At 34.7% G+C, this 21311-nt stretch carries 23 protein-coding genes; 5 read left to right on the top strand and 18 right to left on the bottom strand.

Translation table 11 applies throughout. The annotated features are described in order from the left end of the window. Positions 1-39 precede the first annotated feature (39 nt). Together rpmE and HMPREF9402_RS11665 are read right to left on the bottom strand one after the other, a co-directional pair. Complete coding sequence (gene rpmE / locus HMPREF9402_RS11660) at positions 40-249, bottom strand: 50S ribosomal protein L31 (RefSeq protein WP_006785302.1); 210 nt, start codon at positions 247-249, stop codon at positions 40-42. Between the two features lie 190 nt (positions 250-439). Then, complete coding sequence (locus HMPREF9402_RS11665) at positions 440-1699, bottom strand: UDP-N-acetylglucosamine 1-carboxyvinyltransferase (RefSeq protein ID WP_006785303.1); 1260 nt, start codon at positions 1697-1699, stop codon at positions 440-442. A 340-nt stretch (positions 1700-2039) separates the two neighbouring features. Here HMPREF9402_RS11665 and HMPREF9402_RS11670 point away from each other — a divergent pair, with 340 nt between their 5' ends. The 4 genes from HMPREF9402_RS11670 to HMPREF9402_RS11685 all read left to right on the top strand — a co-directional run bounded on the left by HMPREF9402_RS11670 (position 2040) and on the right by HMPREF9402_RS11685 (position 5611). Further along, complete coding sequence (locus HMPREF9402_RS11670; RefSeq protein WP_006785304.1) at positions 2040-2879, top strand: fumarate hydratase; 840 nt, start codon at positions 2040-2042, stop codon at positions 2877-2879. Positions 2880-2888: 9 nt separating this feature from the next. Then, positions 2889-3419, top strand: coding sequence for a Fe-S-containing hydro-lyase (locus HMPREF9402_RS11675; RefSeq protein ID WP_006785305.1), 531 nt, complete (start codon positions 2889-2891; stop codon positions 3417-3419). A gap of 27 nt (positions 3420-3446) precedes the next feature. Then, positions 3447-4628, top strand: coding sequence for an NAD(P)-dependent malic enzyme (locus HMPREF9402_RS11680; RefSeq protein WP_006785306.1), 1182 nt, complete (start codon positions 3447-3449; stop codon positions 4626-4628). A gap of 266 nt (positions 4629-4894) precedes the next feature. Continuing rightward, positions 4895-5611 (top strand): M15 family metallopeptidase, encoded by a 717-nt coding sequence (locus HMPREF9402_RS11685; RefSeq protein ID WP_006785307.1) that lies wholly within the window; start codon positions 4895-4897, stop codon positions 5609-5611. Between the two features lie 34 nt (positions 5612-5645). On the opposite strand, the gene yfcE is transcribed toward HMPREF9402_RS11685, so the two are convergent. The 10 genes from yfcE to HMPREF9402_RS11730 all read right to left on the bottom strand — a co-directional run bounded on the left by yfcE (position 5646) and on the right by HMPREF9402_RS11730 (position 12922). Beyond that, complete coding sequence (yfcE, locus tag HMPREF9402_RS11690; RefSeq protein ID WP_006785308.1) at positions 5646-6194, bottom strand: phosphodiesterase; 549 nt, start codon at positions 6192-6194, stop codon at positions 5646-5648. Positions 6195-6251: 57 nt separating this feature from the next. Then, entirely contained in the window at positions 6252-6485 is a 234-nt protein-coding gene (locus HMPREF9402_RS11695) for a hypothetical protein (protein WP_006785309.1), read from the bottom strand. Between the two features lie 25 nt (positions 6486-6510). Further along, positions 6511-6681: a hypothetical protein gene (locus HMPREF9402_RS14620; protein ID WP_009607435.1), complete on the bottom strand. Its 171-nt coding sequence runs from the start codon at positions 6679-6681 to the stop codon at positions 6511-6513. A gap of 9 nt (positions 6682-6690) precedes the next feature. Continuing rightward, the gene (locus HMPREF9402_RS11700) at positions 6691-7551 is read right to left on the bottom strand and encodes a MurR/RpiR family transcriptional regulator (protein ID WP_006785310.1); all 861 of its coding nucleotides are present in this window, start codon (positions 7549-7551) and stop codon (positions 6691-6693) included. A 187-nt stretch (positions 7552-7738) separates the two neighbouring features. After that, positions 7739-9076: a type I glutamate--ammonia ligase gene (gene glnA / locus HMPREF9402_RS11705; protein ID WP_006785311.1), complete on the bottom strand. Its 1338-nt coding sequence runs from the start codon at positions 9074-9076 to the stop codon at positions 7739-7741. A gap of 344 nt (positions 9077-9420) precedes the next feature. Further along, positions 9421-9987 (bottom strand): ANTAR domain-containing response regulator, encoded by a 567-nt coding sequence (locus tag HMPREF9402_RS11710; protein WP_006785312.1) that lies wholly within the window; start codon positions 9985-9987, stop codon positions 9421-9423. A gap of 169 nt (positions 9988-10156) precedes the next feature. Next, positions 10157-10873 (bottom strand): SDR family NAD(P)-dependent oxidoreductase, encoded by a 717-nt coding sequence (locus HMPREF9402_RS11715; RefSeq protein ID WP_229040130.1) that lies wholly within the window; start codon positions 10871-10873, stop codon positions 10157-10159. Positions 10874-10972: 99 nt separating this feature from the next. Next, complete coding sequence (pyrE, locus tag HMPREF9402_RS11720; RefSeq protein ID WP_006785314.1) at positions 10973-11605, bottom strand: orotate phosphoribosyltransferase; 633 nt, start codon at positions 11603-11605, stop codon at positions 10973-10975. A gap of 41 nt (positions 11606-11646) precedes the next feature. Further along, the gene (pyrF, locus tag HMPREF9402_RS11725; protein WP_006785315.1) at positions 11647-12354 is read right to left on the bottom strand and encodes an orotidine-5'-phosphate decarboxylase; all 708 of its coding nucleotides are present in this window, start codon (positions 12352-12354) and stop codon (positions 11647-11649) included. Positions 12355-12577: 223 nt separating this feature from the next. After that, on the bottom strand, positions 12578-12922 hold the full coding sequence (locus HMPREF9402_RS11730) for a winged helix-turn-helix transcriptional regulator (RefSeq protein ID WP_006785316.1): 345 nt from the start codon (positions 12920-12922) through the stop codon (positions 12578-12580). 113 nt (positions 12923-13035) lie between these two features. Between HMPREF9402_RS11730 and HMPREF9402_RS11735 the strand changes: the two genes are divergently transcribed. Continuing rightward, the gene (locus HMPREF9402_RS11735; RefSeq protein WP_237701285.1) at positions 13036-13383 is read left to right on the top strand and encodes a TIGR04076 family protein; all 348 of its coding nucleotides are present in this window, start codon (positions 13036-13038) and stop codon (positions 13381-13383) included. 29 nt (positions 13384-13412) lie between these two features. Here HMPREF9402_RS11735 and HMPREF9402_RS11740 read toward each other — a convergent pair whose 3' ends face one another. The 6 genes from HMPREF9402_RS11740 to carB all read right to left on the bottom strand — a co-directional run bounded on the left by HMPREF9402_RS11740 (position 13413) and on the right by carB (position 21295). Further along, a complete protein-coding gene (locus tag HMPREF9402_RS11740) occupies positions 13413-14561 on the bottom strand; it encodes a hypothetical protein (protein WP_009607447.1) in 1149 nt (382 codons plus the stop codon). Continuing rightward, positions 14551-15105, bottom strand: a complete 555-nt coding sequence (locus tag HMPREF9402_RS11745) for an RNA polymerase sigma factor (RefSeq protein WP_006785319.1) — start codon at positions 15103-15105, stop codon at positions 14551-14553. Before HMPREF9402_RS11745 ends, HMPREF9402_RS11740 begins: the two co-directional genes overlap by 11 nt. Before the next feature lie 169 nt (positions 15106-15274). After that, positions 15275-15925: a hypothetical protein gene (locus tag HMPREF9402_RS11750; RefSeq protein WP_006785320.1), complete on the bottom strand. Its 651-nt coding sequence runs from the start codon at positions 15923-15925 to the stop codon at positions 15275-15277. A gap of 177 nt (positions 15926-16102) precedes the next feature. Further along, positions 16103-17014 carry a dihydroorotate dehydrogenase gene (locus HMPREF9402_RS11755; RefSeq protein WP_006785321.1) on the bottom strand — a complete coding sequence of 304 codons (912 nt, stop codon included), beginning with the start codon at positions 17012-17014 and terminating at the stop codon, positions 16103-16105. After that, positions 17014-17784, bottom strand: coding sequence for a dihydroorotate dehydrogenase electron transfer subunit (locus tag HMPREF9402_RS11760; RefSeq protein ID WP_006785322.1), 771 nt, complete (start codon positions 17782-17784; stop codon positions 17014-17016). Before HMPREF9402_RS11760 ends, HMPREF9402_RS11755 begins: the two co-directional genes overlap by 1 nt. A 325-nt stretch (positions 17785-18109) precedes the next feature. Continuing rightward, positions 18110-21295 (bottom strand): carbamoyl-phosphate synthase large subunit, encoded by a 3186-nt coding sequence (carB, locus tag HMPREF9402_RS11765; RefSeq protein WP_009607439.1) that lies wholly within the window; start codon positions 21293-21295, stop codon positions 18110-18112. Positions 21296-21311 lie beyond the last annotated feature (16 nt).

Genomic DNA, 21311 nt, shown 5'->3' on the forward strand with positions numbered 1-21311 from the left:
AAAAAACACCACACAAATGGTGGTGTTTTAGTATCAAAACTATTTAGAATTGATTCCGTATTTTTTGTTGAAGCGTTCGATACGTCCGTCAGCTTGAGCGAATTTTTGACGTCCTGTATAGAATGGGTGACAGTTTGAGCAAGTGTCAACACGGATTTCTTTCTTAACAGATCCGCTTTCGAATTCGTTTCCACATGTAGTACATACTACGTTAATACGGTTGTATTCTGGATGGATTCCTTGTTTCATTTCTTTCACTCCTTCGGCCCTGATTAATTTTTAAATCAGAGAAAGTCTATATAACAATAGAATTATACTAGATTTATAGTTATGGTGCAATATAAATTTTACGAATCCGGCAATAAAAATATTCCCAATTTTCTAATTTTTTCACCTATATCCTATAAAGCTTTTCAATTATGTTCTATTGATTTTTTTATTACTCATTTACATCTTCACGCCATACTTTGGCACCGATGTTATTTAATTTTTGTTCAATGTTCGAGTATCCTCGATCAATATGATATGTGTTTGAGATTTCAGTTACACCTTGTGCAACTAATCCAGCGATAACAAGTGATGCTCCTGCTCTTAAGTCCGTTGCTTTAACGCGTGCTGCATATAATTTGCTAGGACCTTGAACGATAGCTGAATTGCCTTGTACCTTGATATTAGCTCCCATTTTATTTAACTCAAAGCAGTTTTTAAAACGGTCAGAGTAGATTGTATCTGTCACCATTCCAACTCCTGTTGATTGAGTTAATAAAGTCACTAATGGTTGTTGTAAATCTGTTGCTAGTCCTGGATATGTGCTGGTTTTAAAATCTACAGCTTTCATTGATTTTAATCCACGTACAATCACATGATCGGTGAAAACATCGATATCAACACCCATTTCACGTAATTTAGCAATTAATGCTTCTAAGTGATGAGGAATGATATTATCAATTTTCACTTCTTCTCCCGCTACAGCTGCTAATGTAATATAAGTTCCCGCTTCAATACGGTCTGGAATAATTGCATGACGAGTTCCATGAAGTTTTTCAACCCCTTGAATACGGATTTCTCCTGTTCCTGCTCCTTTGATTTTTGCTCCCATACTATTTAATAAGTTTGCAATATCAACAATTTCAGGTTCTTTTGCTGCATTTTCAATCACGGTTGTTCCCTCAGCTTTTACAGCTGCTAACATAATGTTAATTGTCGCCCCTACTGATGGGAAATCTAGATAGATTTTTGCCCCACGTAAAACATCCGCTTTTAATTTGATAGCCCCTGCTTCTTGAGTAATGGTTGCCCCTAACGCTTCAAATCCTTTTAAATGTAAATCAATCGGACGAGGTCCAAGATAACAACCTCCTGGCATTCCAATTACCGCTTCTTTAAATTTTCCAAGCAAAGCTCCCATGAAATAATATGAAGCTCGTAATTTATTGACTGCACCCTCAATTAACGGTGTATTTATTAAGTTTGTAGGATCTATAATTAATTCATCATTTTCTAACTTATATGTACCATTTAATTGTTCAATCATCATTCCTAGATGATCGACGTCAACAATTTGTGGAACGCCTTCTAATATAACTGAAGAATCCGCTAAAATGGCCGCAGGAATTAAAGCAACTGTACTATTTTTAGCACTGTCAATTCGGACTGTTCCTCTTAAAGGACGTCCTCCTTCTATTTTAATCACTTCCATTGACGCTCTTCCTTTCTGTTCTACACGAATACCTATTGTATTATATCAAACTTTGGCCTAAGTTGTTAAAGATATTTTACCTTTTATAGTGCTTCTCTATTATTTTTTTCAAAATTTAATGATAATTGTAATCAATTACAAAATTAGACATTTTTCCACCCTAAAATAAAAGAAATTTTGTACCAAAAATATAATTTTGTGGTTATTTTGGAATATTATTTCTTATTAAATCTCTACTATCAATGAAAGACACTCTAACAAAATTTATAAGCTCGTCGTTTCCCTTTTATTATATTCTATATTACTGTAAAATATTAGGTAATAAGGAGGGATTTTATAGATGAAAAAACTTGAAGTCTCAAGTATTATTCCAAAAATTGAACAAATGTGTATTGAAGCTAATTATTATGCCAGTCACTCATTATTTAACACATTAAGAATGGCAAAAGATGTCGAAACCTCTACTCTAGGAAAAACCATCCTTTCTCAAATTATAGAAAATGATGAAATTGCATCAAAAGATCACGTTCCAATGTGCCAGGATACAGGAATTGTCGTTGTATTTGTAGAAATTGGCCACGAGCTTCAACTCATTGGAAATCTTGAAGCTGCGATACATGAAGGAATTCGTCGTGGATACGAAAAAGGATATTTAAGAAAATCGGTCGTCGCTCACCCGCTTCACCGTATTAATACAAAGGATAATACTCCCGCTATTATCCACTATAATTTTACAGAAGGGGATCAATTAAAAATTACCATTGCTCCTAAAGGTGCCGGAAGTGAAAACGTCAGCGCAATTTCAATGTTAAAACCATCAGATGGATATGAAGGAGTTAAACGGTTCGTTATTGATACTGTCTTAAAAGCAGGTGGAAATCCATGTCCTCCGATTATTGTTGGGATTGGAATCGGTGGTAACTTTGAAAAATGTGCCCTTCTTTCAAAACAAGCTTTAATGCGTGAAATAAAAGACCAGTCGCAAGATGAGATTGCCGCTAAATTAGAAACTGAACTATTAAAAGAAATTAACGAATTAAATATTGGTCCAATGGGATTTGGAGGGGTTACAACAGCGTTAGCCGTTAAAGTTAACACCTATCCATGTCACATCGCATCGCTTCCCGTGGCCGTAAACATCCAATGTCACGCTTCTAGACATTTAACAGAAATTTTTTAGGGGGCCGTCATGATAAATTTACAAACACCTTTAACAAAGGATATCGTTAAAACATTAAAAGCTGGAGATATGGTTAAAATAACAGGTGTTATTTATACGGCACGTGATGCCGCTCATAAACGTTTAATTGAATTAATCGAACATAATGAACCTCTTCCTTTTGATTTAAAAGATAATATCATCTATTATGTTGGTCCAACACCTGAAAAACCTGGAGCCGTTATTGGTTCTGCAGGTCCAACAACCAGTTATCGAATGGATGCCTACTCTCCAACTTTACTAGAACTTGGGTTAAGTGGAATGATTGGAAAAGGGCCAAGAAATGAACTAGTTATTGAATCAATGAAACAAAATACTGGTATTTATTTTGCTGCAGTAGGTGGAGCCGCTGCATTACTTGCAAAACAAATTAAAGAATGCGAAGTCATTGCATTTGATGATTTAGGTACAGAGGCCATTAGACGCCTATATGTAGAAGATTTCCCTGTTATCGTAGCAACGGATTGTTACGGTAATAGTCTATATTCAACTCAAAACTAAAAAACATTACTATTTGGAGGAAACATCATGAATGTATTTGAAAAATCGTTAGCACTACACGAATCAGCTCGTGGAAAAATAGAAATTAATTCAAAAGTTAAGGTAGAAACAAAAGAAGATTTAAGTTTAGCATACTCGCCAGGTGTGGCCGAACCTTGTCGTGAAATCGCTAAAAATGAAGATGAAATTTATAAATACACAAGTAAAGGGAATATGGTTGCCGTTATTACCGATGGTTCAGCCGTTTTAGGGCTTGGAAATATCGGTCCTAAAGCAGCTCTACCTGTTATGGAGGGAAAATCAATTTTATTAAAACAATTTGCAAATGTTGATTCTTTCCCATTATGCCTCGATACTCAAGATGTAGAACTTATCATTCAAACTTGTAAACTACTTGCCCCATCTTTAGGTGGAATCAACCTTGAAGATATTTCAGCACCTCGTTGCGTTGAAATCGAACGCCGTTTAATCGAAGAAATGGATATTCCAGTTTTTCATGATGACCAACACGGAACAGCCATTGTTGTGAGTGCCGCATTGATTAATGCGTGCAAATTAACAAATAAAGAACTATCATCTTTAAAAGTTATCGTCAGTGGAACAGGAGCAGCGGGAAGCTCTATTATTAAAATGTTACATGCTTTAGGCGTTAAAAATATTATTGGATATAATATCGATGGAATTGTCCACAAAAGTAAAGCAGACCGTTATGACTTCTTAACAAAGGAATTACTTGAAATTACAAATCCTGAAGATTTCATCGGGGATGATACATTAGCAAGTGCCTTAGTTGGAGCCGATGTATTTATCGGTGTCTCTGTTGCTAACATTGTAACAAAAGAAATGATTGCTAAAATGAACAAAGATCCTTTTATCTTTGCAATGGCCAATCCAAATCCTGAAATCATGCCAGATTTAGCAAAAGAAGGTGGCGCACTAGTCGTTGGTACCGGACGCTCAGACTTCCCGAACCAAATTAATAACGTCTTAGCCTTCCCAGGCATTTTCCGTGGAGCACTTGACGCTCGTGCTAAAAAAATCAATGAAGAAATGAAAATGGCAGCTGCAATCGCCATCGCCTCTTGTGTAAGTGACGATGAATTAGCACCTGATTTCATTATTCCGTCGCCATTCAATCCTGATGTTGCTAAAAAAGTCGCAGAGGCTGTTAAAGAAACAGCTAAAAAAACAAATGTAGCTCGTATTTAAATTTATAAATCTGTCTACTATGAATTAAAACTGATTCTTAAAATGTAGGTTCGCTAGCATTTTACGTAAAAAATAATCCTGAACTGCTAGGCAAAAAAATAGATATAATTTTCTGAAAAAATCACTCATCACGTATTATTATATATATTAGTTTTAGAAATCTATAAATGACTCAATATTGCGTATCAAAAAAACAGAACCCCCTCATGCATGTTTAGCATGAGGGGGTTCATATTCTATAGTATAAACTAGTGGGAGGTGATGATTTGAACCGCTTTGAATTTTATTCTTATTATAAGGAAGAACATTTACAACATTATTATGATTATGCCCTTAAAAATCCACAGCTTCAAACATCTGATGTGATCTGGCAAGTCAACGCTGGACTTTATCGACCCTTTTATGAAGGGATTGAAGAAATTAAAGATACAAGTGTATTTCCGCTACTCGTTAATAAGTATAAAAAATTGCCATCTCACTTTATCCCTTCCACTCTCACTTATTTTCCTAACTCGACATATCAGGCCTGTCAAAATACAGTAGAAGCTTTTTTACAACTACAAGAAGATGCTCGTGTAGCAGGTTGTCATTTATCCGTTGTGTCCGCCTATCGAACATTTGATTATCAAGAAAATCTTTATCACGACTACTTAAAAAAAGATTCCATGCAAGCTGTGGATACTTATAGTGCAAGAGCAGGACACAGTGAACATCAAACAGGCTACGCTATTGATATTTGTGAAACAGACCATGAATCAGATAAATTTGAAGGGACAAAGGAATCAAACTGGATTAATAATCATGCACATGAGTATGGATTTATTATTCGTTACCAAAAAGGACTGAGTCATTTAACCGGATATAGGTATGAACCCTGGCATATCACCTTTGTAGGAAAAAGAGTGGCAAGACTGATGCATTATTATCAGATTGGTACGCTTGAAGAGTTTATGACAAAATTTATCGAACCATACAACCAATAAACAAGAAAAAACTCGTCTAATCGACGAGTTTTCTTTATTTTAGATGTAAATCTTTATATACTTCTCCATCAAATGTTTTGACTTTAAAATGATCCCCAACTAAAGTTGCGTAAGTGTTGGGATGATTTTCTTTTGGAAGGGTAGCTGAACCAGGATTTAAGATATAAATTCCTTCTAGTTGTTTTAAAACAGGAACGTGAATGTGTCCAAAAATGAAAACATCACCTTGTGCAAGTGAAATCGGAAGTTTATTCTCATCATAAATATGTCCATGGCTCGCCATTATCTTGCGATGTTTAAATGGTATGATATTATAGTCTGCCATGATTGGAAACTCTAAAACCATTTGATCGACTTCGCTATCGCAGTTTCCACGTACGGCAATAATTTTATCTTTAACGCTATTTAATAATTTAATGACAACCTGTGGATTATAATCTTGAGGCAACGGATTACGTGGCCCATGATATAAAATATCTCCAAGTAATACTAAGTAATCAGCTTCTTCTGATTCAAAGCGTTCAAGAATTTTTTTAGCCCAATACGCCGAACCGTGAATGTCGGATGCAAACATTAATTTCATCTCTTTCACTCCTTTTTCATATCTATCCTTATTATAAAACAGATTACTAAAAAAACACTATGATTTAATAAAGATTCGTGTTCGACCTGAATTCAGCGATGGATATTTTGACTGAATTTTAGGATGTTTAAATTCATGTAAAACTAACTCTTTTAAAGAAGTACCTTGATTAAATCCATGAATAACAATCACTTCCTCGATCCCTGGCTCTAATTTATTGAACGTCTGAAGTAAAAAACTTTTGGCCTGCATCACAGTCATCGAATGAATATCGACTGTCTTAACTCTCACCTGACTCCACCTCCACTTCAACCGATCATTCATATTTTTCACACTTATCCACAATATCTTTAAAAGCTTCATCATCAGTTCCATCAGTTGATGTAATGTTAAAATCTAACGCCCCTTCTTCTGAAACAACGTTCACTTTTAAAATTCCACTTTTTACTTCTATTCCTAACTTAACATATTTTCGACTAAATAACATGTTAGATATCTAATTTTTTTTGCGTTTATTTTTATACGCTACAATAACATCAGTTGTTTTAACTTTCTTTTCTAATACGTCATCAAATTGTTCTTTAATCATTTCCGTGTAAATGAGATCGAGCATAAACATTTGAGCTAGTTTTGAAGTAACTGAGCCTGTTTCAAATGTTGTTTCATTTGACTGATATGTTAAAAAAACATCGGCTAATTGAAGCAATGGACTGTTGTAATTTTCAGTTAAAGCGATAATTTTTGCTCCTTGCTGTTTTGCCAGATGAACGGTTTCAATCACTTCATCTGTATTTCCTGAATGAGAGATTGCTAAAATAATATCATCTTGATGCATAATAGAGGCTAACATTAACATCGTATGACTATCTATGATGGGAAAACTATTAGCTCCAATTCTCATTAATTTATAATTAAAATCTGTCGCAACAATCCCTGAGTATCCTATTCCAATGATATAAATTTTTCGTGCTTTTGTTAACATTTGCACACACTGTACAATCATATGTGGATTAATTTTTTCAAGTGTTTGATGTAATACCTCTGATGTGGCCTGAAACAATTTCATAGCTGTTTCTGTTACTTCTTCATTACAACTTATATTAGGATTCATAATCACTTTTTCTTCTTGAAGCGTTAATTCTTTCGTTAAATTAATTTTAAATTCTTGGAAACCACTATATCCTAATTTTTTTGTAAATCGAGTAACCGTCGCTTCTCCAATACCTGATTCTTTAGCTATTTCAGATATTGGCTTATAAACCACCGTATTCAGTGTGTTTTTTATGTATTCGATTAAAATTTTATCCGATTTTGTTACTTTGAACGTTGGATTACTAAGTTCCTCTAATATCCCCATTATTGATCACCCATTTGAAAAATTTCACTAAAATTATAACATCCCTTCTCACCTATTTATAGATGAAAAGGGATACTGAATCAGTTACTATTTGCAACTGATTCAGTATCCCTTTGATTATTCTTTTTTGTTTCCCCCCAAAAAAGAATGATTATATTTGATACTCCCTAAAATCGAAAAGATTTTATTATAATAAGCTCATGTAACGTTTTAATTCCCAATCATGAACAGCTAAACGATATTCATCGTATTCTTGATGTTTAGCTTCAACAAATTTTTCAAAAATGTGTGATCCTAATGCAGCTTTAATCACTTCATCTTGCTCTAATAAAGTTAAAGCATCGAATAAAGTTCCTGGTAAAGCTGTAATTCCATGAGCATCTAACTCTTCTTGGTTCATTTCAAAAATATTTTCTTCAACTGATGCAGGAGGAGTTAATTTGTTTTTAATTCCATCAAGTCCAGCTGATAAAATAGCTGCTAATGCTAAGTATGGATTTGCAGATGGATCTACTGAACGAACTTCCAAACGAGTTCCCATCCCACGAGATGCAGGAACACGTACTAGTGGTGAACGGTTAGATGGTGACCAAGCTACGTATACTGGTGCTTCATATCCAGGAGTTAAACGTTTATATGAGTTAACTGTTGGATTTGAAACAGCCGTAAAGTTACGAACATGTGTTAAGATACCAGCTAAGAAGTGATATGCTGTTTCACTTAATTGTAAGTCTCCACTTGGATCATAGAATGCATTTGTTCCATCTTCATTGAACAATGATACGTTACAGTGCATTCCTGAACCGTTGATTCCAGCGATTGGTTTTGGCATGAATGTTGCATATAATCCATGTTTACGAGCAATTGATTTAACTACTAATTTGAATGTTTGGATTTTGTCACATGCCGCTAATACGTCATCATATTTGAAGTCGATTTCGTGTTGTCCTGGAGCTACCTCATGGTGAGATGCTTCAATTTCGAATCCTAATTTTTCAAGTTCAATTACGATATCACGACGGCAGTTTTCAGCTAAGTCAAGTGGCGCAAAATCGAAATATCCTCCGTGATCATTTAATTCACGAGTTGGCATTCCATTTTCATCTAATTTGAATAAGAAGAACTCAGCTTCTGGTCCTAAGTTAAAACGAGTAAATCCTAAATCGTTCATTTCTTTAATGACACGACGTAAGTTTGAACGTGGATCTCCAGCAAATGGTTCTCCATCTACGTTGTGAACATCACAGATTAAACGAGCAATTTTAGCTTCACCTGGATTCCAAGGGAATACTAACCAAGTGCTATAATCTGGATATAAGTACATATCAGATTCTTGGATACGAGTGAATCCTTCAATTGATGATCCGTCAAACATCATTTGATTGTTTAATGCTTTTTCTAATTGAGATAATGGAATCTCAACATTTTTTAATACCCCAAATAAATCTGTAAACATTAAACGAATAAAGTTTACCCCTTCTTCATGTGCAAGACGTAAAATTTCTTCTTTAGTGAAAGTTGCCATAACACAATTCCTCCTCATAAATTCTTAATACTCTCTGTTTACTATCTAATGATTGATTAAATACTGAACATTTTCCATTCTCCGTTGAATGCCTAAAAGTGTCATCTTTATAAGATTTATTCGCATCTCATTAAAAGCACTAGTGAAGACACCTCAAGGTGTATAGTTTAACTACATTTTACTTCGTAAAATGAGTTAAACTAACAAAAAAAGGGTCACTAAGCTAACACTATATAAGTGTTTCACTTAATGAACCCCATTGTTCACCATTTATTAGTTTATTTATTTGCTACTTAAAGACGCCCTTGTCTATATTTCCATTATATGAGATGCCCTTTGAAAAATCAACTCTTTTTCTGATAACTTTTTAAAATTCTTTCAGAAAGTTCTAGTTTACTAATCCTAAGCTCCATACTCCTCTTTTGAATATAACGATGTGCTTCGTCCTCTGTCATATTTTCATTTTGTTGAAGAGCTCGTTTCGCTAACCGAATAGCTTTTTCCGTTTTTTGTGCTTCTTCTAATTGATTTACTTTAGATTCTAACTGTCTGACAGTCTGACCATACTTCGTCAATACACGTAACATCGTTACTAAAACAATGGGTTGTACTGGCTTCTCACAAAATTCAAAATAAGGATCCTGACGATAATAAAATTTCTGATACGATTTCCCCAATAATAAAACAGCTTGACGCTCAAAAATGAGTGTTTCTACAAGTGATACAATGCTCACTCCTCCTAAGTCTTCATCAATGATGACAACTTCTGGCGATAAAGCTTTAGCACGACGAATTAATTCATACCCATCTGTACTAACTCCCACAACTTCATAGCCATTGCTTACAATTTGTGATCTAATACTTGAAACTAACTTCTCTGATTGTGATGCAATAATAACACGTTCTCCCATAACTTCACCCTTTTCTAAATCAGAAAGATTATTCACTATGTTGTAGCCTATGTCAGAACACACTTCTACATATTTATCATGCCTCCTATTAGTTCTTTTGTCAACTTTTAATATGGATAAAAATGGATTTTAATGAGAGAAATTTATCAAAATTTAACGAATATTTTGATTATCGTAAGTGTCCACCACCACTAACGCGAAGAATCTCTCCTGTAATAAATGAAGCTTGATCACTTAATAAATATAAAATAGCTGGCGTAACGTCTTCAATGTATCCAATACGTTGCAGCGGATAATTGGCTACTAGTGCCTGACGCATTGCATCTTTTTCTGGTTCTCTTCTCGTCATTGGAGTATCAATATAAGAAGGTGCCACAGTATTTACACGAATATTAGGTGCTAATTCAAGTGCTAAATTTTGAGTTAACTGACAGATTGCCGCTTTAGCAGGAGAATATCCAATACAATTTTTAACAGGTTTCGTACCAAGACTTGAAGACAACGTTACAATTGCACCATTTTGTAAGTAAGGTAATGCTGCACGAATTGAATTATAGGTTCCCATCACATTAACATTGAACAATTCAGCAAAACGCTCTTCTGTTGTCCCATAAATATCTTCAGCAACTCCACAAACACCTGCACTCGTCACAATTCCGTCAATTTTTTCAAATTGATTCTCTGTCATCACTTCTTTTAACTTTAAGGTCAACGACTGCCAATCAGTAACATCAGCTTGGAAATAATAGAAATTAGGATGCTTAAAATCTGTCTCTTCTTCTAATCCACATCCTATGACCTCATAATTCGATTCAATCAATTTTTTGGTCACATCTTCTCCAATTCCACTTGATGCCCCTGTGATAAAATAACGTTTAACATTCATCATTCTTTCCTCCTGTTGATTGCTTATAATGTATTAATCATAATCTAAAGCATCATTAGATACAAGAAAAGGATGCATTTGCATCCTCGATGTTTAAAATTATTTTGTTAACCAACTTTCATCTGCTGGGTTTTGACGCCATGCTGATAATTTAGCGATAGAATCTTCACTAATTTCTCCAACTTCAGCAGCTACCTCAACTAACGTTTGATAATTACATAAAGAAACATTTTTACAAGATGCAGCCTCTAAATTTTTAAGTCCTGATTCTAACTCATAAGAGAAGATAGAAACGATTCCTAAAACATCGCATCCTAATTCGCGTAATACTTCTACTGCTTCAATTGAAGATTTTCCTGTTGAAATTAAATCTTCAACAACAACTACTTTCATCCCTTCTTTAACTAATCCTTCAACTTGGTTTCCACGTCCGTGTTTTTTAGCTGATGAACGAACATATCCCATTGGTAAGTCTAAAATACCAGCCATAATTGCGGCATGAGGAATCCCAGCTGTCGCTGTTCCCATTAACATTTCACATTCTGGATATTCATTTTTAATAATTTCGCATAATCCTGCTTCAATATCACGACGAACAGCTGGGTAAGATAATGTTAAACGATTGTCACAATAAATTGGTGATTTGATTCCTGAAGTCCAAGTAAATGGATTTTCTGGGCGTAATAATACAGCATGAATATCTAATAAGTGTTTAGCAATTGTACGTTTCATAAAGAAATCTCTCCTCATCGTTATCATTTTATATTTTTATTTTATAATCCTAAAAATTGTTTATTAATTAAGCGATATGTTTCAACTGGATTTTCTGCTTTGGTAATTGAGCGTCCGACTACAATATAGTCTGATCCTAATTCACGTGCTTTTTCTGGCGTTACAACGCGTTTTTGATCATCTACAGAGTCACTAGCTTGGCGAATTCCTGGCGTACATGTTACAAAGTCTAATCCTAATTTTTCATGGATTTCCTTTGTTTCTAAAGCCGAACATACAATCCCGTCTAGCCCTGCTTCTTTTGTATTTGTTGCATATTTTAAAACTGTATTAGGTAAAGTTTCATTAATTAAAATTTGTTCTTGCATAATTTCTTCAGTTGTTGAAGTTAATTGGGTAACAGCAATACATAAAGGACGATTCATTCCTTCAGGTGTTCCTTCAATTAATCCTTCCATTGCAGCTTTCATCATCGGAATTGTACCTGCTGCATGAACGTTAACCATATCCACACCTAGACGCGCTAAGTTTTTCATGGCGCTTTTCACAGTGTTTGGAATGTCATGTAATTTTAAATCTAAGAAAATTTTATGATTTTTTTCTTTTAAGTATTTAATGATTTGAGGACCTTCAGCATAAAACAGCTCCATCCCTACTTTAACGTATAAAGACTCTTCAAATTGATCGATGAATGCTTTTGTTTCTTCAAAATTTTTAAAATCTAATGCGATGATAACTGCTTTATTCATAAAATACCTCCCAATTAACTTTATGCTTTAACCCGCGTCTGTATAAAAAAATCCCCTTTCAGCCTGTAAGTATGCTAAAAGAGGATACACGAATTCCATTAAATAATCGGAATATTTTTTTATTTTAAACGTGTTCTTCTCAGCCTCACGGGACCGAATTAAAGCTATCTCAATCATTATAGAAGATAAGGTGTTTTTTGTCAACTATCGAAAAATAAGTAATTTATTGTTTTCGGTTTGATTCTCCCCAGTGACATATTTCTTCTAAAATCGGCATTAATGATAAGCCACGTGGTGTCAACGAATATTCAACTCTTGGAGGAATCTGTGGATATTCTTTTCGAGTAATAATTCCGTCTCGTTCTAATTCTTTTAACTGAGTATTTAGTACCTTATCACTAATTTGACCAACCAATCGTTTCAACTGTCCATAGCGTAAAATCTCATATTCAACTAGCCAAAACATAATAATCATCTTCCACTTTCCACCAATAATCGAAAGTGTATATCCAAATGGTGTCGCTTTAATATCTGTTAAATCTTTATCTTTAAACTCGCTCATACTCATTATCATTTCTCCCCCACTTTCCTAACAGTTAGTACCTTACTTTAAAGTGCATTCTTGTTCAAGTATAAAACATGGATTATATTAGTAGCAACACAAAGATAACTAAGTGAGGAGTGCTAAGATTGAAAAAGTGTAAGATTGAAGTTTTAAAAACAACATTTCACGAAGATTTAGCAAAAGAATATGGATGCAAAGATCTGGGAAAATGTCCAATGCATAAAGTTGGGGATATCTTTTATGGTGACTATGCTAAACCAGAAGGATTATGCGATGAGGCATGGAAAGCCATGTATCAATACGTCTTTGCCTTATCCCATGAAAGTGAAACCTTCTACTATGGAGATTGGATTGATAAAAAAGGAGTCGCAATCTGTTCGTGCAACGATGGGATTCGTCCTGTTATTTTCAAAATTATACGTACCGATGAAGAATCACAAATCAACTATACACCGATCAAATAAAAAAGTCATCTCGCATAGAGATGACCCTTTTAAGGTTCTTCATATATCGTTGGACCCATACTATTATAGTCACTATAATTAACTAAAACTTCGCCTGTTAATTTATCCACAATTAATAATTCAACATACATTTCAACCGGAACAGTTGATTCATTTTGTCCCCCTATATTTTCTGTCCTTTGATTTAATGGCATAAATTCAGAAGCTAAATAAAGGATTCCCTCATCTTTTAGAGACCATTGCAACGAAACAATCTCATCATTAATGTTCAATCTCACCTCATAATCATCAGGATTTAAATGCCCAAAATCAATTTTCATCGCCGCTACCCAAGGTATTCCGTCCATTTCTTCAAATAAATATTTATACGATGCAATCTTCAGCCCATTTACCTCGTCATGACCTGATAACGTACCTGTTGGATTAACAGCAAAATCTACACCTAACTCTTCACTATATCGTCCAATCACATGTCCCGTGTTTATCATCTTGCCCGCTTCATCTAAATAAATAACAACCTCATACTCATCAATGGGCTCTGATGACCACACACGTAATTGCATCTCTTTAAACCACAAATAATCCTCTAATTCTTTTTCACTCAATTCCCATGCATCCTGATTTGCCTCGACCCTGCACCAACCATCAGATTCAATCGTTATCTCATATGGATAAACCTTCACATTTTCTATGATTTCACGTATCTCACTTTCAAAATTAGAAAACTTTCGATCTATCATTTGCACAGACCTAGTATGCTCATCATAGTTATCCACATATAAATAACTGATGACTTCATTGCCTTTCATCATCTTCAAAAATAGGTATCCTTCAATTTCAATCGGCTCTAATTTAAATTTTGAAGTTAGATCAAAATACTTTTGAAATCCTTCATAGTAAGACATCTCATCATTAATCAATATTTTATTTGGATTTTCCATCAAAGCATAAAATTTAAAATGAACTTTATCCCCAAAAATATTTAGCGTATATTCATTTGCATTAATTTGCGTAATTCCAAAAGAGCTTGATGAAGTTGAAAACAGTGGCATCATAAAAATTAATAAAATAGCGGCTACTAAAATCATCGGTTTAAAATTTTTACGTTTTTTATTCTCATAATTCTGAATCCGATTCATAATGATTTTCTTTTGTTCTTCTATGAGTTTATCTTTCATTAAAATCCCCTCCTAATTCTTGTTTTAACTTTTCTAAACTTCTATTAATAATCGTATAAATCGTTTTAGTTGGCATTTTTTCAAGAATAGAAATTTCCCCAACTGATAAATCAGCATAAAAGTAATATCTCATAATGCGTTCATGCTTGGGTTTTAAACAACGACGCATCAGTTCGTTCACTGTCTGCGTCTTTTCTTGCTGAATTAATGTTGTTAACACATCGTTTGAGTTATCAGCTATAGTCTTGATCGCTTCATCGAAAGAATCAGCTTGATATTTATAGGCTCGACTTCGTAGATAATCAATGCAACGATAATTCGCAATTTTGTATAGCCATGTTCTAAAACTCGCCTTTTTCTTATCATAACGTTTCAAAGAGCGATAAGTCTCAAAAAAGATATCCTGACAAAGCTCCTTCGTTACTTCCACATCCCCAATCTGTTTCAAAACATACTGATAAATATCTGTATAATAAACATCAATGATTTTCTCATAAGCATTATAATTGTTTAGCACTTCCTCAATGACTTGCTCAATCTCCACCTAAAAATACCTCCCTTAACACGTGTCACCCATATATCCGAAACAACTAATCCACATTCTTCATTTTTAAATAAATTTTAACATAAAAAAGATGAAGACCAGACTTAGCTTAGACTAGATTAAAAATAAAAAGACTTCATTCGAAGTCTTCAATTTAATAAGTTATTTCCTAATCCGTTAATATCGTATAACTATTATTCCCTCTACTAGATGTATTGATTAAGCGAAACGTCTGTGAGTAAGGTTCATAATCATCAAGCGGCTCCTGATTAACCATGAGTAATTCCACTCGAAACTCTTCATCAAATAATCGATTACTTGAACTAAACAAAAAATAATTTTGTCCATAAAAATTCATTTCGAATGCTTCTCTATACTCTAGATTTATATAAAGTGGACTTGTTGTACTCAACGTATAAATTCCTTTTTCCTCATCTGGCAGTGTTCCAACTTGAATCTTAATTATTTTGTATGGTACAAACTCCGAATCTTCTTCTAATTCCTTTTCCTCTACCGTTAATACATAAGAATACGTCCTGGTATTTTCGTTATAATACTCCTCAATACGTAAATCAATGTTATTTACTCCCGTATAAATACCACAATCACTTTCATAAGGAGTATATCTCACCTCATAAGGTTCTAAATTTTGTAAATTAAGAGTTTCCAACTTTAACTCAGGTATAAATTCGGCTAATACCTCTAACTGATTTTCATTATCCACAGTTTCTTCAATAACTTCTTGTTCAACTGGTTGCTGACTACATCCCATCATCATAAAACATATGATTAATAATAAACTCAACCTATATTTACGCATAGTAATCCCCTCCCCCACATTTAACTTTATTATACACTGCACCGATTCTCTTAATTTAAATTCGGCATCTTATAACAAAAAAGGAATAGTTCGTTTCCCACTAAACGAGCTATTCCTTTTATCTATATTTAATTAACCCTAGCAAACTAAAAAGACGTATTGCAAATTAGTAGGATCTTATTTATGAGCATATCCCGTTGCGTCACTTAATTTTTCGAATCCGTATTTATCAAGTACGGCTGGTAATTGCTCAATAATATCCACACATACATATGGGTTAATGAAGTTTGCTGTTCCAACAGCGACTGCGCTTGCTCCTGCATAGAAGAATTCTAATACATCTTCTGCTGTTTCAATTCCACCCATTCCGATGATTGGGATATTAACATTTTTGTAAACATCGTGAATCATACGAAGAGCTACTGGTTTAATAGCTGGTCCTGATAATCCACCTGTTCCATTTGCTAGTATTGGTTTTCCTGTTTTCATATCGAATCGCATTCCAAGAAGTGTATTAATCATCGTAATTCCATCAGCTCCTGCTGCTTCAACTGCTTTTGCAATTTCAACAACATTTGTTACATTTGGAGATAATTTAATGTAAACTGGTACCGTTGAAACTTCTTTAATTGCTTTTGTTAATTCTGCTGCGACTTTAGCATCAGTTCCAAAGGCAATCCCACCCTCTTTAACATTTGGACAAGAAATATTAATTTCAAGTGCTGCCACATTTGGAGCCTGACAGATTTTTTTAGCAACTGTTACGTACTCTTCTAACGTTTTTCCTGCTACGTTTGCGATAATTGGTAAATCATATTGCTCTAAAAATGGTAATTCACATTCAATAATTACATCAACACCTGGATTTTGTAATCCGATGGCATTTAACATTCCACCTGGTGTTTCAGCAACTCGTGGAGTTGGATTCCCGACACGCGCTTCATCAGTAGCTGCTTTAATCATAATTGATCCAAGACGAGACAAATCATAATACTCTGCAAACTCACGTCCAAAACCAAAACATCCAGATGCCGGAATAACAGGATTTTTTAATTCTAATCCAGGTAAATTAACTGCTAAACGATTCATTATAGTGCTACCTCCCCAAGTTTAAAGACTGGTCCTTCTTTACAGACACGTGCCATTTTTCCGTTATTTAACTGGCAAACACAAGCGTAGCAAGCTCCAATTCCACAAGCCATACGCTCTTCAAATGATAAATATCCTTTTTTCGTTTGACCGTATTCTGTTTCGATTGCTTTTAACATCACCTTTGGTCCACATCCAAAAATCCAATCAAATTCTAAATTTTCAGACTTCATTAACTCCACAACATTTCCTTTAAATCCATGGCTTCCGTCCATTGTTGCGATATATACTTCTGCAAACTTCTTAAATTCTTCTTCATAAAAAACATCGGCACTTGATGCAAATCCAAGCACACTGATTACTTTAACGCCTTTAGCATTTAGACGCTTAGCCATTTCATACATTGGCGGAACCCCAATTCCACCTCCGACTAACACAACTGTCTCAGAAGTTTGAACTTCATCAATTTCAAATCCTGTCCCAAGAGGACCTAAAATATCAACTAATTCACCTGCAGTTTTTAAAGATAACAGTTTTGTTCCTTCACCCTCAGCACGGTAGATGACAGTAAACTGATTTAATTCATAATCAATATGACAAATTGAGATTGGACGTCTTAAAAGTGGATAAGCCACCTCATTAATTTTAATATTAACAAACTGCCCAGCTTGTAACATGCACTCAACTAAGTCACCACTTAATACTAATTCAAAAACATTTTTTGCAATCATTTTTTGACTGACAATCGTCATCTTCTGTACTTTACGCATGGTTTAGTTTCTCTCCTTATATATAAGAAGCGTTAAGTTTTTCACAGCGTAAAAACTTTTAACGCTTCTATAGAATGTCTTAATATCCGTCTCAAATACGTGCATCCAAGACTGACTGAAATATGAAAGATTTATCGTTTTCTATATATAACAGATTTATTGAAATCTTGCTTATTGAAACCGACATCTTGTGATGTCGGTTTTATAAACAATGAAGTTTATCTAAAGTTCAATTAGAGCTATTTAGCCCGACTCCTATTTCTCTTTCATGGGGACAAATAGTGCTGGACAACATAGTCTAAATCTCCCTGACGTTCGATTAGAGCTATTTAGATGCATCAATGGCGAAGCTCATTGATTCTAATACTTTGTATACGGCTTTAGCAGTATCAAGTGATGTTAAACATGGAATGTTGTTTTCTACCGCTTCACGACGAATTAAGAATCCATCTGTAATTTTATCTTTTTTACTTGTTGAGAATGTATTGATAACGAATTGAACTTTTTGCCCACGAATCACATCTAAAACAGTGCGTCCCTCTTCTCCAATCTTACCGATTGGTGTCGCATAGATTCCGTGTTCATGTAACATTTTACAAGTTCCTGCTGTGGAGATTAATTCGTATCCGATTTCTGTAAAATTACGAGCTAATTCAACGGCTTCTTCTTTATCTCTGTTACCGATTGTGAATAGAATACGTCCATGCATTGGCATTTTCATTCCCGCTGCAACTAATGCTTTGTATAAAGCTTTCTCTAATGTTTTATCTTTTCCGATTGCTTCTCCTGTTGACTTCATCTCTGGGCCTAAAGAGATATCTACTTTACGTAATTTCGAGAATGAGAACACTGGAGCTTTTACATAAACACCTTCAGAATGTGGATGATATCCTGTCTCATACCCTTGTTCTACTAATGATTTTCCAAGGATTGCTTTTGTCGCAATATTTGCCATTGGTACATTTGTAATTTTACTTAAAAATGGCACCGTACGAGAAGAACGTGGGTTTACTTCAAGAACATAAACTTCTTCTTCTTTTGTCACAACGAACTGGATATTTAACAATCCAACAATTTTTAATCCGCGTGCAATACGCGTTGTATAATCGACTAATAATTCCATAACTTTATCTGATAATGTTTGTGGTGGATAAACTGCCATCGAGTCTCCTGAGTGAACCCCTGCACGTTCAATGTGTTCCATAATACCTGGAATATACACATTCTCACCATCTGAAATAGCATCAACTTCTACCTCTTTCCCAGTTAAATAACGATCGATTAAGATTGGATTTTCTCCATTCTCTTTTAAAGCTTCTTTCATGTAACGCTCGATTTCTGCATCGTTATCAATAATTTCCATCGCACGTCCACCGAGTACATATGAAGGACGTAATAAAACTGGATACCCGATTCGGTTTGCAATTTCTAAAGCACCTTCAACTGATTGACAAGTTGAACCTAATGGTTGTGGCACTTCTAATTCGCGTAATAATTTTTCAAATTGATCGCGATCTTCTGCACGATCGATATTTTCTAAAGATGTTCCTAAAATTTTAATGCCACGCTCTTGTAATTTAGAAGCTAAGTTAATCGCTGTTTGCCCACCGAACTGAACGATAACTCCCTCTGGTTGTTCTAAATCAATCACATGCATGACATCTTCGATTGTTAAGGGTTCAAAGTATAATTTATCTGAAATTGAGAAGTCCGTAGATACTGTCTCCGGATTGTTATTAATAATAATCGCTTCGTAACCTGCTTGTTGAATAGCCATAACACAGTGAACAGTTGCGTAATCGAACTCTACCCCTTGTCCGATACGAATTGGTCCTGATCCTAACACGACAACACTTGGTTTATCTGTGCGCTTAGACTCATTGAATGTTTCATAAGTTCCATAGTAGTAAGGTGTTTTTGATTCAAATTCCGCACTACATGTATCAACCATTTTATAAACTGGCATTATTGATTTTTCTTTACGGAAGTTATAAACTTCAAGCTCTGTACTTCCCCAGTACTTTGCAATCGTAATATCAGCAAATCCCATACGTTTAGCTTGTCCTAAGATATCTAAATTCCATGGATTTTCTTTAATCACTGATTCAAAATCAATAATCCCTTTTAATTTTGTTAAGAAGAATAAATCTATTTTCGTCACTTCATGAATCTCATTAATCGACGCCCCACGGCGAATTAATTCACTGATGACAAATAATCGCTCATCATCCGCTTCCTTCGTACGTTTCCATAAAATTTCGTCAGATTCTTCTTTTAAAGATTTCAATTCGACATGATACACTTTTGTCTCCAGTGAACGAACTGCCTTTAATAATGCCTCTTCAAAGTTACGACCAATCGCCATAACCTCTCCAGTCGCTTTCATCTGAGTTCCTAAACGACGATTCGCTGAGTTAAATTTATCGAATGGCCAACGTGGAATTTTTGCAACCACATAGTCAAGTGCAGGCTCAAAGCAAGCATAAGAAACACCAGTTACTGGATTGATAATTTCATCTAGTGTTAATCCCACTGCAATTTTGGCTGCAATCTTAGCGATTGGATATCCTGTTGCCTTTGACGCTAGTGCTGAGGAACGAGAAACACGTGGATTTACCTCAATAACATAATAATTGAAGCTATGAGGATCTAAAGCTAACTGAACATTACATCCTCCTTCAATTCCTAAGGCGCGAATAATCGTTAATGACACTTCGCGTAACATGTGATATTCGCGATCTGCTAATGTTTGAGAAGGCGCCACGACAATTGAATCTCCCGTATGGATTCCAACTGGATCAAAATTTTCCATATTACAAACCACAATTGCATTATCATTTGCATCACGCATAACTTCATATTCAATCTCTTTATATCCTGCAATTGATTTTTCAATTAAACATTGCGTTACTGGAGATAAATTTAATCCATTTTCAACTGTAACACGTAGTGCAGCTTCATCGGCAACGATTCCCCCACCTGTTCCTCCAAGTGTAAAAGCAGGACGAACAATAATTGGATATCCGATTGTATTAGCAAAAGCTACGGCTTCTTCGACTGTATTAACAATTTCTGATTCTGGAATCGGCTGTTTTAATTCAAACATTAACTCACGAAATAAATCGCGGTCTTCTGCTTTTTTAATCGCTGATAAATCTGTTCCTAAAATTTCAACGTTACATTCTCTTAAAATTCCATCTTCAGCTAATTCAACAACTAAATTTAACCCTGTTTGTCCTCCAAGCGATGGAAGCACTGCATCTGGGCGTTCTTTACGAATAATTTTACTTAGGAATTCTTTTGTTAAAGGCTCCATATAAACTTTATCGGCAACTTCTGTATCCGTCATAATTGTCGCAGGATTTGAGTTAACTAAAATCACTTCATATCCTTCTTCTTTTAAAGATTGGCAAGCTTGTGTCCCCGCATAGTCAAACTCAGCTGCTTGTCCGATAATAATTGGCCCTGACCCAATAACTAAAATGCGATTAATATCCGTACGTTTTGGCATAGTGTATTCCTCCTAA

It is taken from the genome of Turicibacter sp. HGF1, assembly GCF_000191865.1.
Lineage (GTDB): Bacteria > Bacillota_I > Bacilli_A > MOL361 > Turicibacteraceae > Turicibacter > Turicibacter sanguinis.